This is a genomic window from Agrobacterium sp. MS2 (genome assembly GCF_003261015.1).
In the GTDB taxonomy this organism is placed as follows: domain Bacteria; phylum Pseudomonadota; class Alphaproteobacteria; order Rhizobiales; family Rhizobiaceae; genus Agrobacterium; species Agrobacterium pusense.
The window spans coordinates 116,706-135,410 of the sequence record NZ_QLNF01000086.1; the positions used below are offsets into that span (position 1 = coordinate 116,706).

Consider the following 18,705-nt stretch of genomic DNA (forward strand, 5'->3'; position numbering starts at 1 on the left):
TGTTAAGTGGATTTCCGCCTCGATTATGCTGCCACCATCATTGGTGCCAGCGCGTTGAAGTAGGCCTGATCCGGCGTCTGCCGGTCAAGGGATGAATGTGGGCGTCGGCTATTGTAAAAGGTCAGATAGCGGCCGATGCCAGCGCGGGCCTCGGACACTGTTTTATAGGCATGGAGGTAGACTTCCTCGTATTTGATCGAACGCCAGAGCCGCTCGACGAACACGTTGTCCCGCCACGCACCCTTGCCATCCATTGAGATGGCGATTTCCGCCTTCTTCAGCACCGCCGTGAAGTCCACCGAGGTGAACTGCGATCCCTGGTCCGTATTGAATATGTCGGGTCTGCCATAACGGGCCAGCGCTTCCTCGACTGCTTCGATGCAGAAGGCTGCCTCCATCGTGATCGACAGCCGCCACGACAGAACCCTCCGACTGAACCAGTCCACAACGGCGCAGAGATAGACGAATCCGCGAGCCATCGGAACATAGGTCAGGTCCATCGCCCAGACCTGGTTGGGCCTTGTAACCGCCAGCTTGCGCAGGAGGTAGGGATAGATTTTGTGCCCAGGTGCCGGTTTCGACGTGTTCGGGCGACGGTAGATCGCCTCGATGCCCATCTTCTTCATCAGCGTGGCGACGTGCCGCCGCCCAGCCTCCAGCCCTTCTCCCCTCAGTAGCCCTTGCAACATCCGACTTCCGGCAAAGGGGTAGTCAATATGCAGTTCGTCGATCCGGCGCATCAGAGCCAGATCGCCCTCAGACACCGGACGAGGCAGATAATAGACACTGCCACGGCTGAAGCCGAGAAGCTTCGCTTGGCGCACGACGGATAGCTTATGCTGGCGGTCGATCATTTCTTTCCGCCCAGCAATCCCGCCTTGCCGAGCGCACCGGATAAAAAATCGTTCTCCAGTGTCAATTCGCCGATCTTGGCGTGCAGTGTTTTGACATCGACGGTTGGACCCGCCGGTTCCGCCTTCGCTTCATCACCGAAAACGCCTGTCGCCCCCTCAAGGAGCTGGTCTTTCCACTGTTTGATCTGGTTGGCGTGCACGTCAAACTGCTGGGACAACTCCACCAGCGTCTGTTCGCCTCGAATAGCGGCAAGCGCCACCTTTGCCTTGAAAGCCGGGCTGTGGTTCCGGCGCGGTCGTCTCGTCATGGTATCTCCTGTTCACGGCATCTAAGCCGAAGTCAGGCAGAAATTCCACTTATCCCCGCTGTTCAAATTTCCCGAGCCAGCTCTATGCATACAGCCCGCATCGTGCGCGGTGATGTGCTGACGATCAAAAGCCAGGAATTCATCATGGCTGCGAAATCGAGCGGCATGCGCGAATACCGCATCATCCTCAGGCATATTCTGCCGAATGTGCTGAGCTCGATCATGGTCTCCGCCACGCTCGGCATCGCTGCCGCCATCATCACGGAATCCGCCCTCTCCTTCCTCGGTCTCGGCTTCCCCTCCGACTTTCCGACCTGGGGACGGCTGCTGTTCGACGGCGCGAACTTCCTGCAACTGACGCCCTCGCGCGTGTTGTGGCCGGGGCTGGCGATTTCGCTGACGGTTCTGAGCGTGAATTACATCGGCGATGCCGTGCGCGATGCGCTTGATCCGCGGGCGCTGAAGAGCTAAACGCTTCCCTCATCCCTGTGCTAGTCACAGGGATGAGGTTGAGCGTATCGCGGCACAAAAGCGGGACGCGTCCTAGTGATAATTCACCTTTTCTGCATCCAGAATGCTGTCCGCATCCAGCGCCGCAATCGGAATATCTGTCCGCGCCGGAATATCTCCGGAAAGCTGAAGCGCGAGATAACGCCCGCAGCAGACCCGCAGGAATGAGGTGAAATTGCCGAGATCGTGCCCGGCATCGATCGATTCATTATAAAGCTTGGCGATGAGCTGCACGCTGTTCATGCCGTCGCGCCGCGCGATCTCGTCCAGCGTCGTCCAGAAAAAGTTCTCAAGCCGGACACTGGTGACCATGCCATCGATGCGGAGCGACCGCGTATGGCTTTCCCAGAGCGTCGGGTCTGCCTTGATGAAGAGCTTGCACATGGTTTCCTCCCTCACCACGCCTGAGATATAGGCGGAAAACAGGGCCGGAAAAAGCCCCGTTCGCCGGTCTTATTTACCGAGCACCGCCATGAACTGCGAAAGCCAGGCGGGATGGGCGGGCCATGCGGGTGCCGTCACCAGCTTCCCGTCGGTCACCGCCGCATCGATGGCGATATCGGCATAGGTGCCGCCTGCCAGCTCAACCTCCGGGCGGCAGGCGGGATAGGCCGAGCAGGTGCGGCCCTTGAGCACACCCGCAGCCGCCAGCAATTGCGCGCCATGGCAGACGGCCGCGACAGGCTTGTCTGCCTCGAAGAAATGTTTCACCGCCGCCAGCACGTCCGAATTGAGCCGCAGATATTCCGGCGCACGGCCACCCGGAATGACCAGCGCATCGTAATCCGCCGGTTTAATATCGGCGAAGGTGGCATTGAGCGCAAAATTATGGCCGCGTTTTTCCGAGTAGGTCTGGTCGCCCTCGAAATCGTGGATGGCCGTGGCGATGGTCTGGCCCGCCTTCTTGCCGGGGCAGACGGCGTGCACCGTGTGGCCGACAGCGAGCAGCGTCTGGAACGGCACCATGGTCTCGTAATCCTCGGCGAAATCACCGGTGATCATCAAAATCTTCTTCGGCATGTCTGCTCCTCCCGTTTTCGAATGCCTTTTGGCACCCTAACAGGAGGGATCGACGTGCGGGTATTATGGCAATACTACATGCCCGATAAAGGAGATATCAGCCGGCCGGCGGCTCCGGCCAGCGCCGGACGCCACCACCCCAATCCTCGAAAGACTTGGACAGTTTGAGCACGAATAGATCCTGGTAACGCGGACCGACGATCTGCAGGCCGATGGGCATGCCGGATGTGGAGAAGCCGCAATTGATCGAGGATGCGGGCTGCTCCGACATGTTCCACGGCACGGTAAAGGCGATATGTTCGAAGGGCCGTGCAGGATCGTTGGTGGGAGAAGCCCAGTCGGCAGGATAGGAGACGATGGGGTTAACGGGTGAAATCACCACATCAACGGACTGCATCAACCGCCCGCAAACTTTACGCATTTCCATGGTCTGGTTGAAACCGAAAACGGCACGCGCGCCGGAAACATCAGCACCCTTTTCCGCCCATTCGTGAATATAGGGAAGGATCGCGGCACGACGATCCGCGCTCAACGCCACCATGTCGCCCCAGAACTTCGCCCGCCAGAAATCATCCAGCCCGTCGAGCATCTCACGCGTCAGCACCGGCTCGACCGGGATGACAATGGCGCCGGCCGCCTCGAACAGTTTTGCAGCCGCGACAACGGCGTCGCGCACCTCTTCGTCCAGCGGCAGGCCGCAGCCCGCATCCAGCATCAGTCCGATTTTCAGGCCTTTCACATCAATATCGAGGTCCATCCAGTCGATGCTGTTCGGCGGCAGCGATGTGCCGTCGCGCCAGTCCGGCCGCGAAAGCGTTGCCATGGCATAAGCCGCATCAACGACCGTGCGCGTCATCGGCCCGGCACAGCGGCCGGTATAATAGGGATCAACCGGGATACGACCCTGGCTCGGCTTGAAGCCGAAGAGGCCCGTCCACCCCGCCGGCAATCTTACCGAGCCGCCAATATCCGTGCCGATATGCAAGGTGCCGTAACCCGCAGCACCGGCCGAAGCAGCACCGGCGCTGGAGCCGCCGGGATTCTGGCTCGGGTCCCACGGGTTGCGGCTGAGCTTATGGAAGCTGGAAAGGCCGGAAGAGAGCATGCCGTAATCCGGGCACGTCGTCTTGGCATAGATAATCGCACCATCCTCACGGCAACGGGCGGCCACCGGCGCGTCTTCAACCGCGGGCAAAAGCTCCACCGCCCTGGTGCCGAGCGGCACAGGATGGCCTTTCGTGGCGATGAGTTCCTTCAGCGAGACCGGAATTCCATCGAGGGCTCCCAGCGTTTCACCCTTTTGCCAGCGCTCCGTCGAGGCCAGCGCCTGCCTGCGCGCATCCTCCGGATCATAAGCGTAAAGGGCGTTCACGACAGGCTCGAATGCCTCGATACGCGCCTCCACCGCCTGCCAATATTCCGATGGCGAGAGTTTCTTTTCCCGGTAAAGCGCCAGAATTTCGAGCGTGTTGAGGTGTATGAGATCGGTCATGGCATCGTCTCGTCAGAAAAACAGGAAATAGGGGCGATATCGGCGTGAAGCGGTCAGCTTGTATCGCGCGGGTCCAGCAGGTCGCGCAGGCCATCGCCGAGAAGATTGAGGCCGAAGACGGCGAGCGCAATGGCAAGGCCGGGCATGATGGCAAGCCAGGGCGCCGCACCGAGATAGGTCTGGGCGTCGGCCAGCATCCGCCCCCAGGTGGCGGCGGGCGGCGGCATGCCGAGACCGAGGAAGGAAAGGCCTGCCTCCGTCAGTATTGCAAGACCCAGCTGGATCGTCACCTGCACGATGATCTGGTTGGAAATATTCGGCACGACGTGCAACATCGTGATCTTGGCGCGGTTCTGGCCAATGCTTGTGGCGGCGGTGATGTATTCCCGCGCCCAGATTTGTAAGGCCGCCCCCAGCGTCAGTCGCGCAAAGACCGGCACCATGAAGGTGGCGATGGCGATGATGGCGGTAAAGCGTCCCGTGCCGATGAAAGCGCCGAGCATCATGGCCGACAGGATGGGCGGCACGGCGAAGATGATATCGCAGATGCGCATGACGACGGTTTCGGTAAAGCCGCGCAGCGCCGCGACCGTGACGCCGATCGCCGTGCCGATAAAGGCGCCAATGGCGACGGCGGCAATGGCGGTGGAAAGCGAGTTCCACGCACCGGCCATCAGCATGGAGAGCACATCGCGGCCGAAATGGTCCGTGCCAAGACCGCCATAAACAAAAGGCGATTTCAGCTTTTGCACGATCTGCATCTTGGTGGGCGAAACCGGTGTCCAGACCAGCGACAACAGCGCGACGGCCACGAGGAAGGCCGTGACGGCAATACCGATAACGAAGGCCGGGCGGCGGCGGGTAAATCGCATCATCGCGCACCTGCCCGCAGTCTCGGGTCGATGAAGAGATAGGCTATATCGACCACGAAATTCATGATGATGACCAGCGCCGAGAAGAACAGCACGACGGACTGCATGACGACGATATCCCGCTGGGTCAGCGCCTGATAGGCAAGCCGGCCAAGGCCCGGCAGGTTGAAAACGTTTTCCACCAGCACCGCACCCGCAATGAGGAAGGTGAACTGCAGGCCGATCATGGTGACGACGGGGATCATCGCGTTCGGCACCGCATGCCGCCACAGCGCCACCCGCTCGCTCAGGCCCTTGGCCCGGGCGGTGCGGACGAAATCCTCGTTCATCACTTCAAGCACGGCGGAACGGCAGACGCGGGTGAGAACGCCGGCCTGCGACAGCGCAAGAGCGACCGCCGGCAGGATAAGCGCCGTGAGACCCGCTGCAAAGCTTGGCGACCAGCCGGGAAAACCGCCAGCCGGCATCCAGCCGAGCGTGGTGGAAAAGACGATGATGAGCAGCAACCCGACCCAGAAGCCCGGCACGGCAATGCCCACATGGGAAAACAGCCCGGCCGCGAAATCCAGCGCCCCGTTGCGGTTCCTCGCCGCCGCTACGCCGAGCGGGATGGCGATAGTGACGGACAGGCAGACGGCCAGCAGCGCAAGCGGCAGCGTCACGGCCAACCGCTCGACGATCAGGCCCGCCACCGGCACGCCATAGGTATAGGATTGTCCGAGATCGCCGTGGAAGACGCCAGCAAGCCAGTGGATGTAGCGCAGCAGCAGCGGCTGATCGAGACCCATCTGCTTTTGCAGCGCGGCCAGCGTATCCGGACTGGCCGAGGTTCCCAGCATGATGGCGGCCGGATCACCCGGCAACAGGCCCATGACAAGATAGATGATGAGCGAGACGGCAAACAGCGTGATGACGAGGCTTACGAGACGCCGGATGAGGATGGCTAACATCTGGCATCTGCTCCTTGCGATACTTTACGCGCGACGGCTGGGAAGCTCCACACTCTCCCGTCATGCCGGACTTGATCCGGCATCCAGCCGACGCGCGTCTGCGCGGCGGAGGGAGCCTTTTCAGCCCAAGGACTTGGGCTGGCAGGATGCCGGATCAAGTCCGGCATTACGGAAGACACGAGTATCGTCAAACGTCACTCTTCCCAATGCACATCCGTCAGCACATTCGAGGGAATGGGCTCGTTTTCCCACAGCCCTTTCACCTTCTTGTCCCAGACCCCGAGCTTCGGCATCACGAACAGGAACAGCGCCGGCACATCTTCGGCGAGGATTTTCTGGGCGTCGCCATAAAGCTTTTCCTGCTCTGCCGCATCCGCCGTCTTTTCGACACTGGCGATGACCTCGTTGAAGGCCGGGTTCTTGTAGTTGAAATAATAGGGATCACGGGAGTAGATATCGATATCCATCGGCTCGGCATGGGCGACAATGGTCATGTCGTAATCCGCACCCTTCAGGACGTCCGCCACCCATTTGGCCGGAAATTCCGTGGTCTCGATGGTCATGGTCACGCCGATTTCAGCCAGCATCGCCTGCAGGATTTGCGAGGTGCGCTGGGCATAGGCCATCTGCGGGGCCTTGATGGTGAAGCTGAAACCGTCCGCATACCCCGCTTCGGCAAGCAGCGCCTTGGCCTTATCGATATCATAGGGATGAACGCCCGTCGTATCGATGTATCCGCGATCATTCGGCGTATAGTGACTGCCGATGGCCGTTCCGAAACCGGACCATGCACCCTCGATGACGGTGCCACGATCCACCGCCATCATCAGCGCCTGGCGCACGCGCTTGTCGCTGAAGGGCTTGCGGGCGCTGTTCATGCCCGCCACGACCTTCAACTCGGTATTGCCGACGAAGGTGCCGAGGCGGGCATCGCCGTCAAACGAGCTCATCAATTCCGGCGCACCGAATTCCGGGAAGGCGTCGATATCGCCGGATTTCAGCGCCGCCGCCTGCGCCTGCGGATCGGAAACGAAACGGAACGTCGCCTTTTCCAGCTTTACCGACACGGCCTTGTCCCAATAGGCGGCGTTCTTCTGCAACTCCACCTTGTCGCCCTTGGCCCAGTTCACGAATTTGAACGGGCCGGTGCCGACGGGCGTGGTGCGGTTGGTCTCTGCGCTCTTGGGCGCGACCATGACGGAGGCCGGCCAGCCGAGCCAGTAGATGAGGCTGCCGGCGGGCTGCTTCAGCTTCAGCACCAGCGTGTCGGCATCCGGGGTCTCGATGCTGTCGATCGCCGCAAAGAAGCGTTTCTGCGGATTGACGGAGGCTTCGCCACGCGCCCGGTCCAGCGAGAACTTCGCGACGGAGGAATCGAACGCCTCGCCGTCATGGAAGGTGACACCCTTGCGCAGCTTGAAGGTGTAGGTCTTGCCATCAGGGGAAATTTCCCAGCTTTCGGCGAGCTGCGGCTTCACCTTGCCCTTGCTGTCGATGGTGACGAGACCTTCGAAAATATTCTGCCAGGTGACCTGACCGATGGCGACGGGAGCGGCAATGGTCGGATCGAGACCGGTCGGCTCCACCGTCATGCCGAGCGTCAAAGCGGTTTTCGCCGCAGCTTCGGCCTCAGCAATCGAGAGCGGCAGAAAGAGCGCCGTGCCGAGAGCAAGCGCCAGCGCGGTACGGCGCGAGAGCTTCGCCGCCTGCGAAAGATAGGTACGTGGCATCCTTTAGTCCCCTGTCTGGCGGCCGGGGCATTTTTGCCCTTCAAAAGACCACCCGTTGCAAAAAGAGTGTCATGTTGCAGGCGCACACACAATCATGATTTTTGTGTGCTCCGTGTAGCTAAAATGGCTACACGGGAATGCGGGTGAAAATCAACCTTGGTGGGCAATTCCGGGAACGTCTCCGGTTCCTCGCCCCGCCGAGGAGAAGAAACTATCCCGCAGTCGCCTCACGCATGAAACGCTCGATGAAATCGGCAAGCTTGGAAGCTGCGAAGGACAATTGCCTGTCGGGCGCTACACAGAGGTCAATCTGGGTGTGGATATCCTTCTTGCCGGAGAGCGGAACGGCGACCATCTGGCCGCTACGGATTTCGCGCGCCACCGAAAGCGCCGGCAGCAGCGTGGCCGCGGCGTGGCCCAGCACCAGCTCTTTCAGCATTTCCAGCGAACTGGTGATGAAAACGGGGTCAAGTTCGATATCCGCCTCGGCAAAAAGCGTATCGAAGGCCTGACGCGCGGCAAAACTCTTGTCCGGCAAGGCAAGTGGCAACCCGGCCAGTTCCTTCAGCGACACCTCCGGCTGACCGGCAAGGGCATGACCGGCGGGAAAGATCGCATCGTAATTGATGCGCGTGCGCGAGCGCACCTTGACCCCGGAAACCTTTGGCGCAAACAGGCTGACGACGAGGTCTGCTTCCGCAGCTCCCAGCGCTTCCATGGCTTGGCGCGCACTTGTGATATGGACCTCGAAACGCAGCTTCGGATATTTGAGGCTGAACTGCGCCAGCACCGGCGCCAGAAGGTTGGCCACTGTAGCGCCATTGGCGTAAATCGTCACCCGGCCGCGCTGCAGGCCTTTCAGATCGTCGATCAACTGGTGCACATGGTCGAGTTCGCGCAGCGTCTTGCCGGCGCGGGCGGCCAGCAGCTCGCCCGCCGCCGTCAACTTCACGCCACGGCTGGAACGCTCCACCAGGGGGGAGCCGAAATAATATTCGAGATTTTCGATCTGCCGGCTCACCGCCGTCGGCGCCACATTCAGGTTTTCCGCCGCGGCGCGCATGGAATTGGTGCGGACGAGTTCATCGAAATACATCAAGGCGCGCAATTGCATGGGTGGTACCTTGTTCGGATATGCGGGTTTGGCGGGCCAGCATATCACCGTGGCGCGATGAGAGAATACGTCACCGGAGAAGATCGCCTGTGTAACGAAAGATCGCCGCTTGTTTCTCCCGCCGGGGAGAAGGTGGCGCGCAGCGCCGGATGAGGGGGCCACGTCGGAGATTTACGGAGAGCTTACCCCCTCATCTGCCCCGTTCGGGGCATCTTCTCCCCCTCGGGGAGAAGAAAAGGAGGCACCCCTACCCCATTACGTCCGCTTGAAACCCTCGCTCGCCACCAGCAGCTGCCTCGTGTAATCCGCGCTGAACTCGCGGCTTTCCAGCGCCTCGGCCTCCAGCATTTCCACCACCTTGCCGCTTTTCATCACCGCCAGACGGTCGCACATGTGGCTGATTACGCCGAGATCGTGGCTGACCATGACGAAGGTGAGGTTACGATCCTTGCGGGCCTGTTCCAGGAGGTTCAGGATTTCAGCCTGAATAGACGCATCAAGCGCCGAGGTCGGCTCATCGAGCAGCAGGATTTTCGGCTCGACGATCAGTGCGCGGGCAATGGCGATGCGCTGGCGCTGGCCGCCGGACAGCTGGTGTGAATAACGGAAGCGGAAACCGGAACCGAGGCCGACTTCGTCCAAAGCGCGGGCAATGCGCTGTTCGCGATTGTCGAGACCATGGATGACCAGCGGCTCGAGCAGCAGCGCATCCACCGTCTGGCGCGGGTGCAGTGAACCGTACGGGTCCTGAAACACCATCTGCACATCGCGGTAAAAGCTCTTGTCGCGGTGCTTGCCCGAATAGGAGCGCCCGGCCACCATCAACGAACCTTCATCGAAATGGTTGAGGCCGGCGATGGCACGCAGCAGGGTCGATTTACCGGAACCGGATTCACCGACGATACCGAAGGATTCACCCTCGGCCACATCGACGCTGACGCTGTCGAGCGCGATGTAACCGTCGAAATCCACCACCATGTCTCTGATGGAAAGAACTGTGCTCATGCGCGCCACTCCGGCTTGCGTTCCAGAACGGGCAGCGGATGCCGGTGGCCACCAATTTGCGGCAGACAGTTCAACAGGCCCTGCGTATAGGGATGTTTCGCTTCCTTGAGGTTAGCGGAAGCAAGCTCTTCCACCACCTTGCCGGCATACATGACGAGAACCCGGTCGCAGAAAGAGGAAACGAGCCTGAGATCATGGCTGACGAAGATCAGCCCCATGCCGCGATCGCGCACCAGCTTGTCGAGAATGTCGAGCACTTCCAGCTGCACGGTCACATCGAGCGCCGAGGTCGGCTCGTCGGCGATCAGCAATTCCGGGCCGCAGACGAGCATCATGGCGATCATGACGCGCTGGCCCATGCCGCCGGAAACTTCGTGTGGAAAGAGATCGAAGACGCGCTCGGGATCACGGATCTGCACCGCCTCCAGCATGGCAAGCGTGCGCTGGCGCGCTTCGCTGGAGCCAATCTTTTCGTGGGTACGCAGCGTTTCCATGATCTGGCGGCCAATGGTCATGACCGGGTTCAGCGAATATTTCGGATCCTGCAGGATCATGGCCATACGCTTGCCGCGCATGAGCCGCCGCTCTTTTGCCGACGCCTTGAGCAGGTCGATATCGCCAAACCGCAGCGTATCGGCCTCGATCCGGGCATTTTTCGGCGTCAGACCCATGATGGCGCGGCCAGTCTGCGACTTTCCGGAGCCGGATTCGCCGACGATGCCGAGGCGCTCGCGCCCCAGCGTGAAGGACACGCCGCGCACCGCCTCCACCAACCCGGTGCGGGTCGGGAAGGAAACGCGCAGGTTCTCAACCGTCAGAAGAGACGCACTCATTGGCCCGCCTCCTTGGGATCAAGCGCATCGCGCAGACCATCTCCCAGAAGGTTGAAACCGAGGCTGACGATCAGGATCGCAATACCCGGCATGGCAGCCACCCACCATTGATCGAGAATGAAACGCCGTCCCGACGCGATCATGGCACCCCACTCCGGCAGCGGCGGCTGTGCGCCAAGGCCGAGGAAACCGAGGCCCGCAGCAGTGAGGATGATGCCGGCCATATCGAGCGTGACACGCACGATCAGCGACGACATGCAAAGCGGCATGACGTGTTTCAAGACGATGCGGAAGGGTGACGCGCCCATGAGCTTCACCGCGGCGATAAAATCGGAATTGCGGAAGGTCATGGTTTCAGCGCGGGCGATGCGCGCATAGGGCGGCCATGAGGTGACCGCGATGGCGAGCACCGCATTTTCAATGCCAGGCCCGAGCGCCGCAACCAGCGCCAGCGCCAGAACGAGCTTCGGAAAAGCGAGGAAAATATCGGTGATGCGCATCAGAACCGCATCCACCCAGCCGCCGGCATAACCCGAGACTGTGCCGACGATGAGCCCGATGGGTGCGGCGATGATGGCCACCAAAAGCACGACGAACAGGGTCAGGCGCGAACCGTGGATGAGGCGCGAGAGAATATCACGGCCCTGATCATCGGTGCCGAGCAGATAACCGGCAGTGCCGGGCGGCAGAAGCCGGGCATTGCGCAGATCGCCCTGCACCGGATTATGTGGCGCCAGCACATTGGCAAAAATCGCCACGAACAGCAGCGCGATGATGATGCCAAGGCCAAGCAGCGCCAGCCGGTTTTCCGAAAAGCGCCGCCAGATCACATAGGAGCGGCCAAGCCGTGCCTGCCTGCGCGAGGCCGGCCGGTCGGAGAGCAGCCATTCGCGGCTATAGGGTTTGAGTGTATCGGTCGAAATCGTCATCGGCTGCGCGTCCTTGGATCGAGCGTCCGGTAAAGCAGATCGGAGAAGAGATTGATGCCGACGAAGATGGCGCCGATCACGATCGTGCCGCCGAGAACGGCGTTCATATCCGCATTCTGCAGGGAATTGGTGATGTAGAGGCCAAGCCCCGGCCAGGCGAAGATGGTTTCGGTCAGCACCGAACCTTCCAGCAGACCGGCATAGGAGAGCGCAATCACGGTCACCAGCGGCACGGCGGCGTTGCGCAGTGCGTGGAACCAGATGATGCGCGTTTCCGAAAGCCCCTTGGCGCGGGCCGCGACGACATATTCCTGGGCGAGCTCGTTCAGCATGAAGGAGCGCGTCATGCGACTGATATAGGCCAGCGAGAAATAACCGAGCAGCGAGGCCGGCAGGATGATGTGGCGGAAAAGATCCCACAACACGTCCCATTGCCGCTGCCAGATGGCGTCGATCAGGAAGAAGCCAGTGACCGGCGTGAAGGTGAATTCATAGACGATGTCCATGCGCCCGGGATAAGCCACCCATTGCAGCCGGGCGTAAAACACCAGCAGCGCCAGCAGGCCGAGCCAGAAGATCGGCACGGAATAACCGATAAGGCCGATGACACGCACGACCTGGTCGGCGAAGCTGCCGCGCTTGACGGCCGCGAGAACGCCGAGCGGAATGCCGAAAACGGCGCCGATGATCGTGCCGATCGTGGCAAGTTCGATCGTCGCCGGGAACACCCGCTTGATGTCCTCCATCACAGGATTGGTGGTGAGGACGGAGGTGCCGAAATCGCCCGAAAGCGCCTGCTTCAGATAGATAAAGAACTGCTGCCAGAGCGGCAGGTTGAGGCCGAGCTGCTCACGGACGCGCTCGACCACATGCGCAGGCGCGCGGTCGCCGACGATCGCCAGTGCGGGATCGATCGGCACCACGCGGCCAATGAAAAATGTGACCGCCATCAGCCCCAGAAAGGTGGTGATGACGGTGACGGCGAAGCCGAGAATGGCCTTCGCGCGGGCGTTGGCACGGCGTTTGCCCTGCCTCGCCCGGCTGTTTGCTTCAACGATGCTCAAGAGACCGATCCTTCCGGATCATTCCTTGGAGATCGGATAGACATAGTTGGTGTCGAAGCTCGGTCCGAGCTTCAGGCCCTTGAGCTTGGCGGAATAACCGGCCACTTCCGTCTGCTGGAAGATGATGACGAAGGGACCCTTCGCCAGAACTTCCTTCTGCAGGTTTTCATAGATGGCGGCGCGCTTGGCGCTGTCCTTTTCCAAGAGAGCAGACTGGGTTTCCTTGGTCAGATCAGGAACATCCCAGGCATTACGCCAGGCCAGCGTCTTGTTCTTGCCTTCATCCGAATTGTCGTAGTTGATGGTGAAGGTTTCCGCATTCGAGTTCGGGTCGAAATAGTCCGAACCCCACTGGCCGATGTAGATATCGTGCGTGCGGGCGCGATATTTGGTCAGCGTCTGCTTACCGTCGCCGGGGATGATTTCGAGCTTGATGCCGGCCTGTGCCAGCGTCTGCTGCACGCTTTCGGCAATGCCCGTCACCGGCTGGGTGTTGCGCACATCCATGGTGACGGTGAAGCCGTCCTTCAGACCGGCCTTGGCGAGAAGTTCCTTGGCCTTGGCGACGTCAAGCTTGTAGGGGTTCTCATCAAGCGCGCCAAGCTGGCCCTTCGGCAGGAAGGTCTGATGGACTTCGCCAATGCCCTTGATGATCGTCGCGCCGATCGCGTCATAATCGACGAGATATTTGAACGCTTCGATGACCTCAGGCTTCTTCAGGTTCTCGTTCTTCTGGTTGAGGCTGAAATAATAAACGGTGCCCTTGGGCGCGGAGGTAACGGCAAGGCCTTCCTTCTTGGAAACGGCTTCCATATCGCCGGGCTCAAGGTTACGGGCAACATCGATATCGCCGTTTTCAAGCGCCAGACGCTGGCCGGAGCTTTCCTTCATGTGACGATAGACGACCCGCTTCAGCTTCGGCTTCTCACCGTAGTAGTTCGGGTTGGCCTCCAGAATGACGGCTTCGTTGGCCTTCCAGCCAAGGATCTTGTAAGGGCCGGAACCGGCATAACCGGTCTTCAGGAACTCGTTGCCGAAATCCGTGTCGTATTTGTAATCGGCGCTCGGCGTGACCGACTTCGCCTTTTCGGTGATGAGCTTCTTGTCCACCACCGAAGCGACGGTTGCGGTGAGCACGTTCAGCACGAAGCTCGGCGCATAGGGCTTGTCGACGGTCAGCACGAAGGTGTTCGCGTCCGTTGCCTTCGCCTTTTCGGTAACGTTGTCGCCCTTCAGGCCGAACTGCGTCAACAGGAATGCCGGCGACTTGTCGAGCTTGACGGCGCGTTCGAAGGAGAAGGCAACGTCATCAGCGGTGACCGGATTGCCGGAGGCGAATTTCAGGCCGGATTTCAGCTTGAACGTATAGGTCAGGCCATCCTCGGAGGTCGCCCAGCTTTCGGCGAGATCACCGACAACCTTGGACGTGTCGTTGAGATCGATGGAAACGAGCTTGCTATAGGTGTTGCCGGTGACTTCAGCGGCAGACAGTTCGAAAGCCTCACCCGGATCGAGCGTGATGATGTCGTCGATGGCGAAACCTTCCACCAGCGTATCGGCCGGCGTGGCGGCAAAAGCATGCGGGGCAGACAGCATCATCAGCGACAGGGCAGCGCTGGTGCTGAGGATACGCATGGATTTGTTGAGCGATTTGATCATAGGATCTCCCCTTTTGTTATGAGATTGATTTGGTTCGCTTAAACTGTTTATCAGGCCGCTTCGTGCCAAGCCTGGGACAAGACGCGCAGCCAGTTTTCCCGGCATATTTTAGCAAGTTCTCCATCACCGTAGCCCGCCGATTTCAGCGCCGCAACCAGATTGTGGTTGCCGCTGGCATCAGCAATTCCGACAGGTACCGTCGCACCGTCGAAATCCGATCCGAGCGCCACACAGTCGATGCCCATACGCTCCACCATATAGTCGATATGGCGCACCATATCGGAGAGCGGCGTATCCGCGATATCACGCGCATCGGCACGCAGCATGGTCACGGCGTAGTTGAGGCCAACCAGCCCGCCGCTTTCCTTGATGGCATCCATCTGTCTGTCAGTGAGATTGCGGGCGACCGGAGTGAGCGCATGCGCATTGGAATGGCTGGCGATCAGCGGCTGGTTGGTGGTCTTGGCCACATCCCAGAAGCCTTTTTCGGTGATATGCGCGAGATCGATGAGAATGCCGAGGCGGTTGCATTCCTTCACCAGCGCAAAACCGGCATCGGTAAGACCGGGCGCGGTATCGGGCGACATGGGATAGGAGAAAGGAACGCCATGGCCGAAAATATTGTGCCGGCTCCACACCGGGCCGAGCGAACGCAGACCGGCGGCGTAAAACACCTCCAGCGCATCGAGATCGGCGCCGATCGCCTCGCAGCCTTCCATATGCAGCACGGCGGCGAAGATATCCTCGGCAAAGGCCTTGCGGATATCCGCCGTGGAGCGGCAGAGCCGCCACGCTCCAGCGCGATCGAGCCTCAGCGCAATCGCCGCCTTTTCCATCGCGATATCGAGCGAAGGCAGTCGCTCGAGCGGCGTGGCGAGCGGCGTATCGTAATGGCCGTTCTCGTCCGGTTCCTGCAGAATCAGATCGCCGGACGGGATATAGATCGCGCAGATACCGCCGCCGAGCCCGCCTGCCCGTGCGCGCGGACCATCGATATGACCTTCCCGAGTGCCGTTCTTGAATTCGGCCACGGGATCAGCACCGGCCTTGCTGTTGCGCCACAACCGAAGCAGCACATCATTATGACCGTCAAACACTGCATGCATGGGAAGAAATTCCAGTCATCGAAACAATAAACGGGGCAGGCAGACGCCGGGATGACACCGCGCGAAAGCAAGCCGGCGCGTTATCAGCCGACCGCTATTGTCTGTCAGCCGCGATCTTAGGACGATCTATTCGAGCTTCGCAAGATACAAATTAGGCAGCGGTGAATTTATCACCACTTGCCTTTTGACGGAATTTGCGTTTCGTCAGGCGCGCCAGCCATCTTCCGCTTTGGTCAGCAGCGGCGTCCCGAAAACACCCCTCACCCGCTCCGGCCATTCCGGCCCGAAAGCGGCGATTTTTTCCCGCCAGCGATCCGATTGCAACATGGCTGCGCCGATGACGGCGGGGTTGATGCCGGAGGCGGTGAGTAGCGCAAGGCCCGACAGGATGGAACTGCCGCTGGAGATCACGTCATCCACCAGCGCCACCCGTCTAGCCTCGATGAGCGGCAGCATGCGCGGATCGACATAAAGCCTTTTTTCCTGCTTCGTGGTGATGGAGGACATCGGCACCGACAGCTCCTCCAGATACCAGAATTTGCGCGAGGTGCCGAGCGGCACGTAACGGGAATGGCCCAGATGGCGGGCAACGGCGGCCGCAAGCGTCAGGCCGAGCGTCGGCAGGCCGATAACGACATCCGGCTTGAAGGGAAGAAGCTTTGCGGCAAGATCGGCGGCCAGCGCCTCCAGAACCTCGAAGGAAGCCTGGTTGACGATGAGTGATGCGAGTGCGTGCTCTCCGTCCGCAAGCGGCCGTATGGGCAGACAGATCTGCCTTCCATCATCCAGTTCCGCCGGAAAAAATGTGGAATATGCGCCTGCTGTTTCGAAGCTCCGGGGCGGATGGATCTGCTGCCAGAACTCATGCGGCGCGGCGGGAGACGGGGCGATGGCGGGCGATGCTGGTGACGGCATCTGTTTTCCTTTCAGAACGGAGATGGCGCATGGCGGAGACGGTTTTCGGTCGCGCCAATCCCGTTCGGCAGATTTATCATTTTAGCAACCACAGAGACGCTGCGGGTTCATTTCATTGGCTTTTTCCGTTAGAAGAGAAAAAAGCAACAGGCATTTGGACAAACCCACCTATGACGCGGGTTTTTCCCACATTCAAGGACAAGCTTCCCATGAGACTGCTGGACCGGATCGGCGAGGACCTGCCATTCCTGACGGAACTCCGTCATGATCTGCACGCGCATCCGGAACTGGGTTTCGAAGAGGAAAGAACGAGCGCCATCGTCGCCGATCTGCTTGAGCGCGCCGGGCTGAAGGTGCACCGCGGTCTCGGCGGCACCGGCGTGGTCGGCACGCTGCAGGTGGGCAACGGCACGCGCAGCATTGGTCTTCGCGCAGACATGGATGCCCTTGCCATGCCTGAGGTCCCAGACCGCCCCTACAAATCGAAATTCCCCGGCAAGATGCATGCCTGCGGCCATGACGGCCACACCGCCATGCTGCTGGGTGCGGCGCGTTACCTCGCAAAGACCCGCGATTTTTCCGGCACCGTGCATTTCATCTTCCAGCCGGCCGAAGAAGGCCGTGGCGGCGCAAAAAAAATGGTCGAGGACGGGCTTTTCGAGCTGTTCCCCTGCGATGCGGTCTATGGCCTGCACAATATGCCGGGGCTGGGCATCGACGAAATGGCGGTGGTGGAAGGACCGCAGCTTGCCTCGTCGGACAGCTGGCGCGTCACCTTCAAGGGCGTCGGCACCCACGGCGCGAAGCCGCATCTTGGTCGCGATCCTGTAGCGGCGGCCGGCACCTTCCTCGCCTCGCTGCAAACTATCGTCGGCCGCGTGGTCGACCCATTGCAGCCGGCCGTGGTCAGTGCCTGTTCGGTGCAGGCAGGCGACCCCAAGGCACTCAATGTGATCCCAGATCTCGTCGAAATCGGCGGTACCGCGCGCGCCTATGCACCTCAAGTGCGAGACCAGCTGGAGGCGGAAATCGGCAGGCTGGCCAGGGGCACGGCGGCAATGTTCGGCATCGAGGCAAATTACGAATTCATCCGCCGCATTCCGCCCGTCATCAACGACACGGACGCGACGAAACGGGCGCTCCGGGCAGCCAAAACCGTCTTCGGCAACAAAGCGCGCACCGCCTTTCCGCCCTCGACCGCCGGCGACGATTTCGCCTTTTTCGCGGGCGAAGCCTCAGGCTGCTATGTCTGGCTCGGCAACGGCCCGGCGGTGGACGGCGCACTGCACCACAACACCTCCTACGACTTCAACGATGCGGCCATCGTGCCGGGCGCAGCTTTCTGGGCGACGCTGGTGGAGCAGGAACTGGCGGCGGAGTAAATCCATCTTGTTCCCTGCTGTTTTTCGACCGGCAACATCTCAGACACTTGTGGCGAATCATCGGGCGCGGTAGCTTTCAGACATAGGCTGGACCCACGCCTCCCCCCTCCTTTCGGGGAAGCATTCGACATGCCGGGTAATCTCATCATCGAACCATCTGTTCGGGCATTCGCATAAGGAGGGATTGCGTTTTGAACCCGCAATAGAGGTTTTGTGATGAAGCTTTCCACTCCGATTTTCCAATTGAAGCGACGGGCCAGACTTATGGTCCGGAATAATGCCATCCCCCTTCACGAAGCGCTGGACCAGATCGCGTGCGAGGAAGGATTTGCAGCCTGGAGCCTGCTTTCCGCTCACGTTGCGGCTGGCTCTTTGTCCAAAGACCTGTTCTCGCGCATCGTGAATGGCGACATGCTCCTGCTCGCCGGCCGCCCGGGCCAGGGCAAGACAGCGCTTGCTTTTGAGCTTCTGCGGGCGGCAGCCGAAGACGGACGGCAGTCCATTTTATTCACGCTCGAAATGACCGAGCAACAGGTACGAAAACGCACCGGGCAACACGCAGGCGCTCAGAGAGAAGTCGAGATCGTGACATCGGACGAGATATGCGCGGACTACATGATCCGTTACCTCTCGCCAGCCAGATCCGGCACCTTCGCCGTAATCGATTATCTGCAGTTACTCGACCAGCAGCGCCATAAGCCGGACCTGTCGCAACAAGTCACCGTTCTTGCAGAATTCGCAAAAAAGACTGGCGTTATTTTCGCGTTCATATCGCAGATTGACCGCTCATTTGATCCGCAAATCAAACGAGTTCCCGATATGCGCGATATCCGCCTTCCCAACCTGCTTGATCTGGGCCTCTTCACTAAAGCCTGCTTTCTGCATAACGGCGAAGCGCAACTTCACAATGTGAACTGAGACGCACGGGCTGCTGCGACGGTGCCGTCGCGGCAGGCCGTGGC

18 protein-coding genes are annotated in these 18,705 nt (G+C 60.4%); 3 read left to right on the forward strand and 15 right to left on the reverse strand.

Translation table 11 applies throughout. The features are described 5' to 3' along the window. Positions 1-23: 23 nt before the first annotated feature. Positions 24-1,162, reverse strand: a protein-coding gene (locus DOU54_RS23470; RefSeq protein WP_113731869.1) for an IS3 family transposase whose coding sequence is annotated in 2 segments (ribosomal slippage) — positions 24-904 and positions 904-1,162 — 1,140 coding nt in all. Because the reading frame shifts where the segments join, the coding sequence is not laid out codon by codon here. Between the two features lie 42 nt (positions 1,163-1,204). Between DOU54_RS23470 and DOU54_RS23475 the strand changes: the two genes are divergently transcribed. Beyond that, positions 1,205-1,633 carry an ABC transporter permease gene (locus DOU54_RS23475; protein ID WP_286079963.1) on the forward strand — a complete coding sequence of 143 codons (429 nt, stop codon included), beginning with the start codon at positions 1,205-1,207 and terminating at the stop codon, positions 1,631-1,633. A 72-nt stretch (positions 1,634-1,705) separates the two neighbouring features. On the opposite strand, the gene DOU54_RS23480 is transcribed toward DOU54_RS23475, so the two are convergent. From DOU54_RS23480 to DOU54_RS23545, 14 genes are all read right to left on the reverse strand, one after another. Further along, the gene (locus DOU54_RS23480; RefSeq protein WP_065117712.1) at positions 1,706-2,056 is read right to left on the reverse strand and encodes a ribbon-helix-helix domain-containing protein; all 351 of its coding nucleotides are present in this window, start codon (positions 2,054-2,056) and stop codon (positions 1,706-1,708) included. A gap of 69 nt (positions 2,057-2,125) precedes the next feature. Continuing rightward, positions 2,126-2,692, reverse strand: coding sequence for a DJ-1/PfpI family protein (locus tag DOU54_RS23485; protein WP_072493061.1), 567 nt, complete (start codon positions 2,690-2,692; stop codon positions 2,126-2,128). Positions 2,693-2,789: 97 nt separating this feature from the next. Next, positions 2,790-4,184 (reverse strand): amidase, encoded by a 1,395-nt coding sequence (locus DOU54_RS23490; protein WP_072493062.1) that lies wholly within the window; start codon positions 4,182-4,184, stop codon positions 2,790-2,792. A 53-nt stretch (positions 4,185-4,237) separates the two neighbouring features. Beyond that, positions 4,238-5,059 (reverse strand): ABC transporter permease, encoded by an 822-nt coding sequence (locus DOU54_RS23495; protein WP_022562774.1) that lies wholly within the window; start codon positions 5,057-5,059, stop codon positions 4,238-4,240. Beyond that, a complete protein-coding gene (locus tag DOU54_RS23500) occupies positions 5,056-6,006 on the reverse strand; it encodes an ABC transporter permease (protein WP_113731870.1) in 951 nt (316 codons plus the stop codon). Before DOU54_RS23500 ends, DOU54_RS23495 begins: the two co-directional genes overlap by 4 nt. Positions 6,007-6,200: 194 nt before the next feature. After that, entirely contained in the window at positions 6,201-7,736 is a 1,536-nt protein-coding gene (locus DOU54_RS23505) for an ABC transporter substrate-binding protein (protein WP_035207069.1), read from the reverse strand. Positions 7,737-7,947: 211 nt separating this feature from the next. Next, positions 7,948-8,850, reverse strand: a complete 903-nt coding sequence (locus DOU54_RS23510; protein ID WP_113731871.1) for a LysR family transcriptional regulator — start codon at positions 8,848-8,850, stop codon at positions 7,948-7,950. A gap of 255 nt (positions 8,851-9,105) precedes the next feature. Continuing rightward, complete coding sequence (locus tag DOU54_RS23515) at positions 9,106-9,855, reverse strand: ABC transporter ATP-binding protein (RefSeq protein WP_037091442.1); 750 nt, start codon at positions 9,853-9,855, stop codon at positions 9,106-9,108. Further along, entirely contained in the window at positions 9,852-10,688 is an 837-nt protein-coding gene (locus tag DOU54_RS23520) for an ABC transporter ATP-binding protein (RefSeq protein ID WP_034496847.1), read from the reverse strand. The genes DOU54_RS23515 and DOU54_RS23520 overlap by 4 nt, the downstream gene beginning before the upstream one ends. After that, complete coding sequence (locus DOU54_RS23525; RefSeq protein ID WP_113731872.1) at positions 10,685-11,617, reverse strand: ABC transporter permease; 933 nt, start codon at positions 11,615-11,617, stop codon at positions 10,685-10,687. Before DOU54_RS23525 ends, DOU54_RS23520 begins: the two co-directional genes overlap by 4 nt. After that, positions 11,614-12,681 (reverse strand): ABC transporter permease, encoded by a 1,068-nt coding sequence (locus DOU54_RS23530; RefSeq protein ID WP_004445291.1) that lies wholly within the window; start codon positions 12,679-12,681, stop codon positions 11,614-11,616. The genes DOU54_RS23525 and DOU54_RS23530 overlap by 4 nt, the downstream gene beginning before the upstream one ends. Before the next feature lie 18 nt (positions 12,682-12,699). Further along, positions 12,700-14,340, reverse strand: coding sequence for an ABC transporter substrate-binding protein (locus tag DOU54_RS23535; protein WP_113731873.1), 1,641 nt, complete (start codon positions 14,338-14,340; stop codon positions 12,700-12,702). Between the two features lie 50 nt (positions 14,341-14,390). Next, positions 14,391-15,446: a dipeptidase gene (locus tag DOU54_RS23540; RefSeq protein WP_004445294.1), complete on the reverse strand. Its 1,056-nt coding sequence runs from the start codon at positions 15,444-15,446 to the stop codon at positions 14,391-14,393. 204 nt (positions 15,447-15,650) lie between these two features. Continuing rightward, complete coding sequence (locus tag DOU54_RS23545) at positions 15,651-16,361, reverse strand: phosphoribosyltransferase (RefSeq protein WP_113731874.1); 711 nt, start codon at positions 16,359-16,361, stop codon at positions 15,651-15,653. Positions 16,362-16,570: 209 nt separating this feature from the next. Here DOU54_RS23545 and DOU54_RS23550 point away from each other — a divergent pair, with 209 nt between their 5' ends. After that, complete coding sequence (locus DOU54_RS23550) at positions 16,571-17,743, forward strand: M20 aminoacylase family protein (RefSeq protein ID WP_193603448.1); 1,173 nt, start codon at positions 16,571-16,573, stop codon at positions 17,741-17,743. Between the two features lie 216 nt (positions 17,744-17,959). Further along, positions 17,960-18,661, forward strand: a complete 702-nt coding sequence (locus DOU54_RS23555; protein ID WP_113731875.1) for a DNA helicase — start codon at positions 17,960-17,962, stop codon at positions 18,659-18,661. Positions 18,662-18,705 lie beyond the last annotated feature (44 nt).

Excerpts from the sequence above, each read along its gene's own strand:
- DOU54_RS23480 (WP_065117712.1), bottom strand. The coding sequence starts at position 2,056 with ATGTGCAAGCTCTTCATCAAGGCAGACCCGACGCTCTGGGAAAGCCAT.
- DOU54_RS23485 (WP_072493061.1), bottom strand. The coding sequence starts at position 2,692 with ATGCCGAAGAAGATTTTGATGATCACCGGTGATTTCGCCGAGGATTAC.
- DOU54_RS23490 (WP_072493062.1), bottom strand. The coding sequence starts at position 4,184 with ATGACCGATCTCATACACCTCAACACGCTCGAAATTCTGGCGCTTTAC.
- DOU54_RS23495 (WP_022562774.1), bottom strand. The coding sequence starts at position 5,059 with ATGATGCGATTTACCCGCCGCCGCCCGGCCTTCGTTATCGGTATTGCC.
- DOU54_RS23500 (WP_113731870.1), bottom strand. The coding sequence starts at position 6,006 with ATGTTAGCCATCCTCATCCGGCGTCTCGTAAGCCTCGTCATCACGCTG.
- DOU54_RS23505 (WP_035207069.1), bottom strand. The coding sequence starts at position 7,736 with ATGCCACGTACCTATCTTTCGCAGGCGGCGAAGCTCTCGCGCCGTACC.
- DOU54_RS23510 (WP_113731871.1), bottom strand. The coding sequence starts at position 8,850 with ATGCAATTGCGCGCCTTGATGTATTTCGATGAACTCGTCCGCACCAAT.
- DOU54_RS23515 (WP_037091442.1), bottom strand. The coding sequence starts at position 9,855 with ATGAGCACAGTTCTTTCCATCAGAGACATGGTGGTGGATTTCGACGGT.
- DOU54_RS23520 (WP_034496847.1), bottom strand. The coding sequence starts at position 10,688 with ATGAGTGCGTCTCTTCTGACGGTTGAGAACCTGCGCGTTTCCTTCCCG.
- DOU54_RS23525 (WP_113731872.1), bottom strand. The coding sequence starts at position 11,617 with ATGACGATTTCGACCGATACACTCAAACCCTATAGCCGCGAATGGCTG.
- DOU54_RS23535 (WP_113731873.1), bottom strand. The coding sequence starts at position 14,340 with ATGATCAAATCGCTCAACAAATCCATGCGTATCCTCAGCACCAGCGCT.
- DOU54_RS23540 (WP_004445294.1), bottom strand. The coding sequence starts at position 15,446 with ATGCATGCAGTGTTTGACGGTCATAATGATGTGCTGCTTCGGTTGTGG.
- DOU54_RS23545 (WP_113731874.1), bottom strand. The coding sequence starts at position 16,361 with ATGCCGTCACCAGCATCGCCCGCCATCGCCCCGTCTCCCGCCGCGCCG.
- DOU54_RS23550 (WP_193603448.1), top strand. The coding sequence starts at position 16,571 with ATGAGACTGCTGGACCGGATCGGCGAGGACCTGCCATTCCTGACGGAA.
- DOU54_RS23555 (WP_113731875.1), top strand. The coding sequence starts at position 17,960 with ATGAAGCTTTCCACTCCGATTTTCCAATTGAAGCGACGGGCCAGACTT.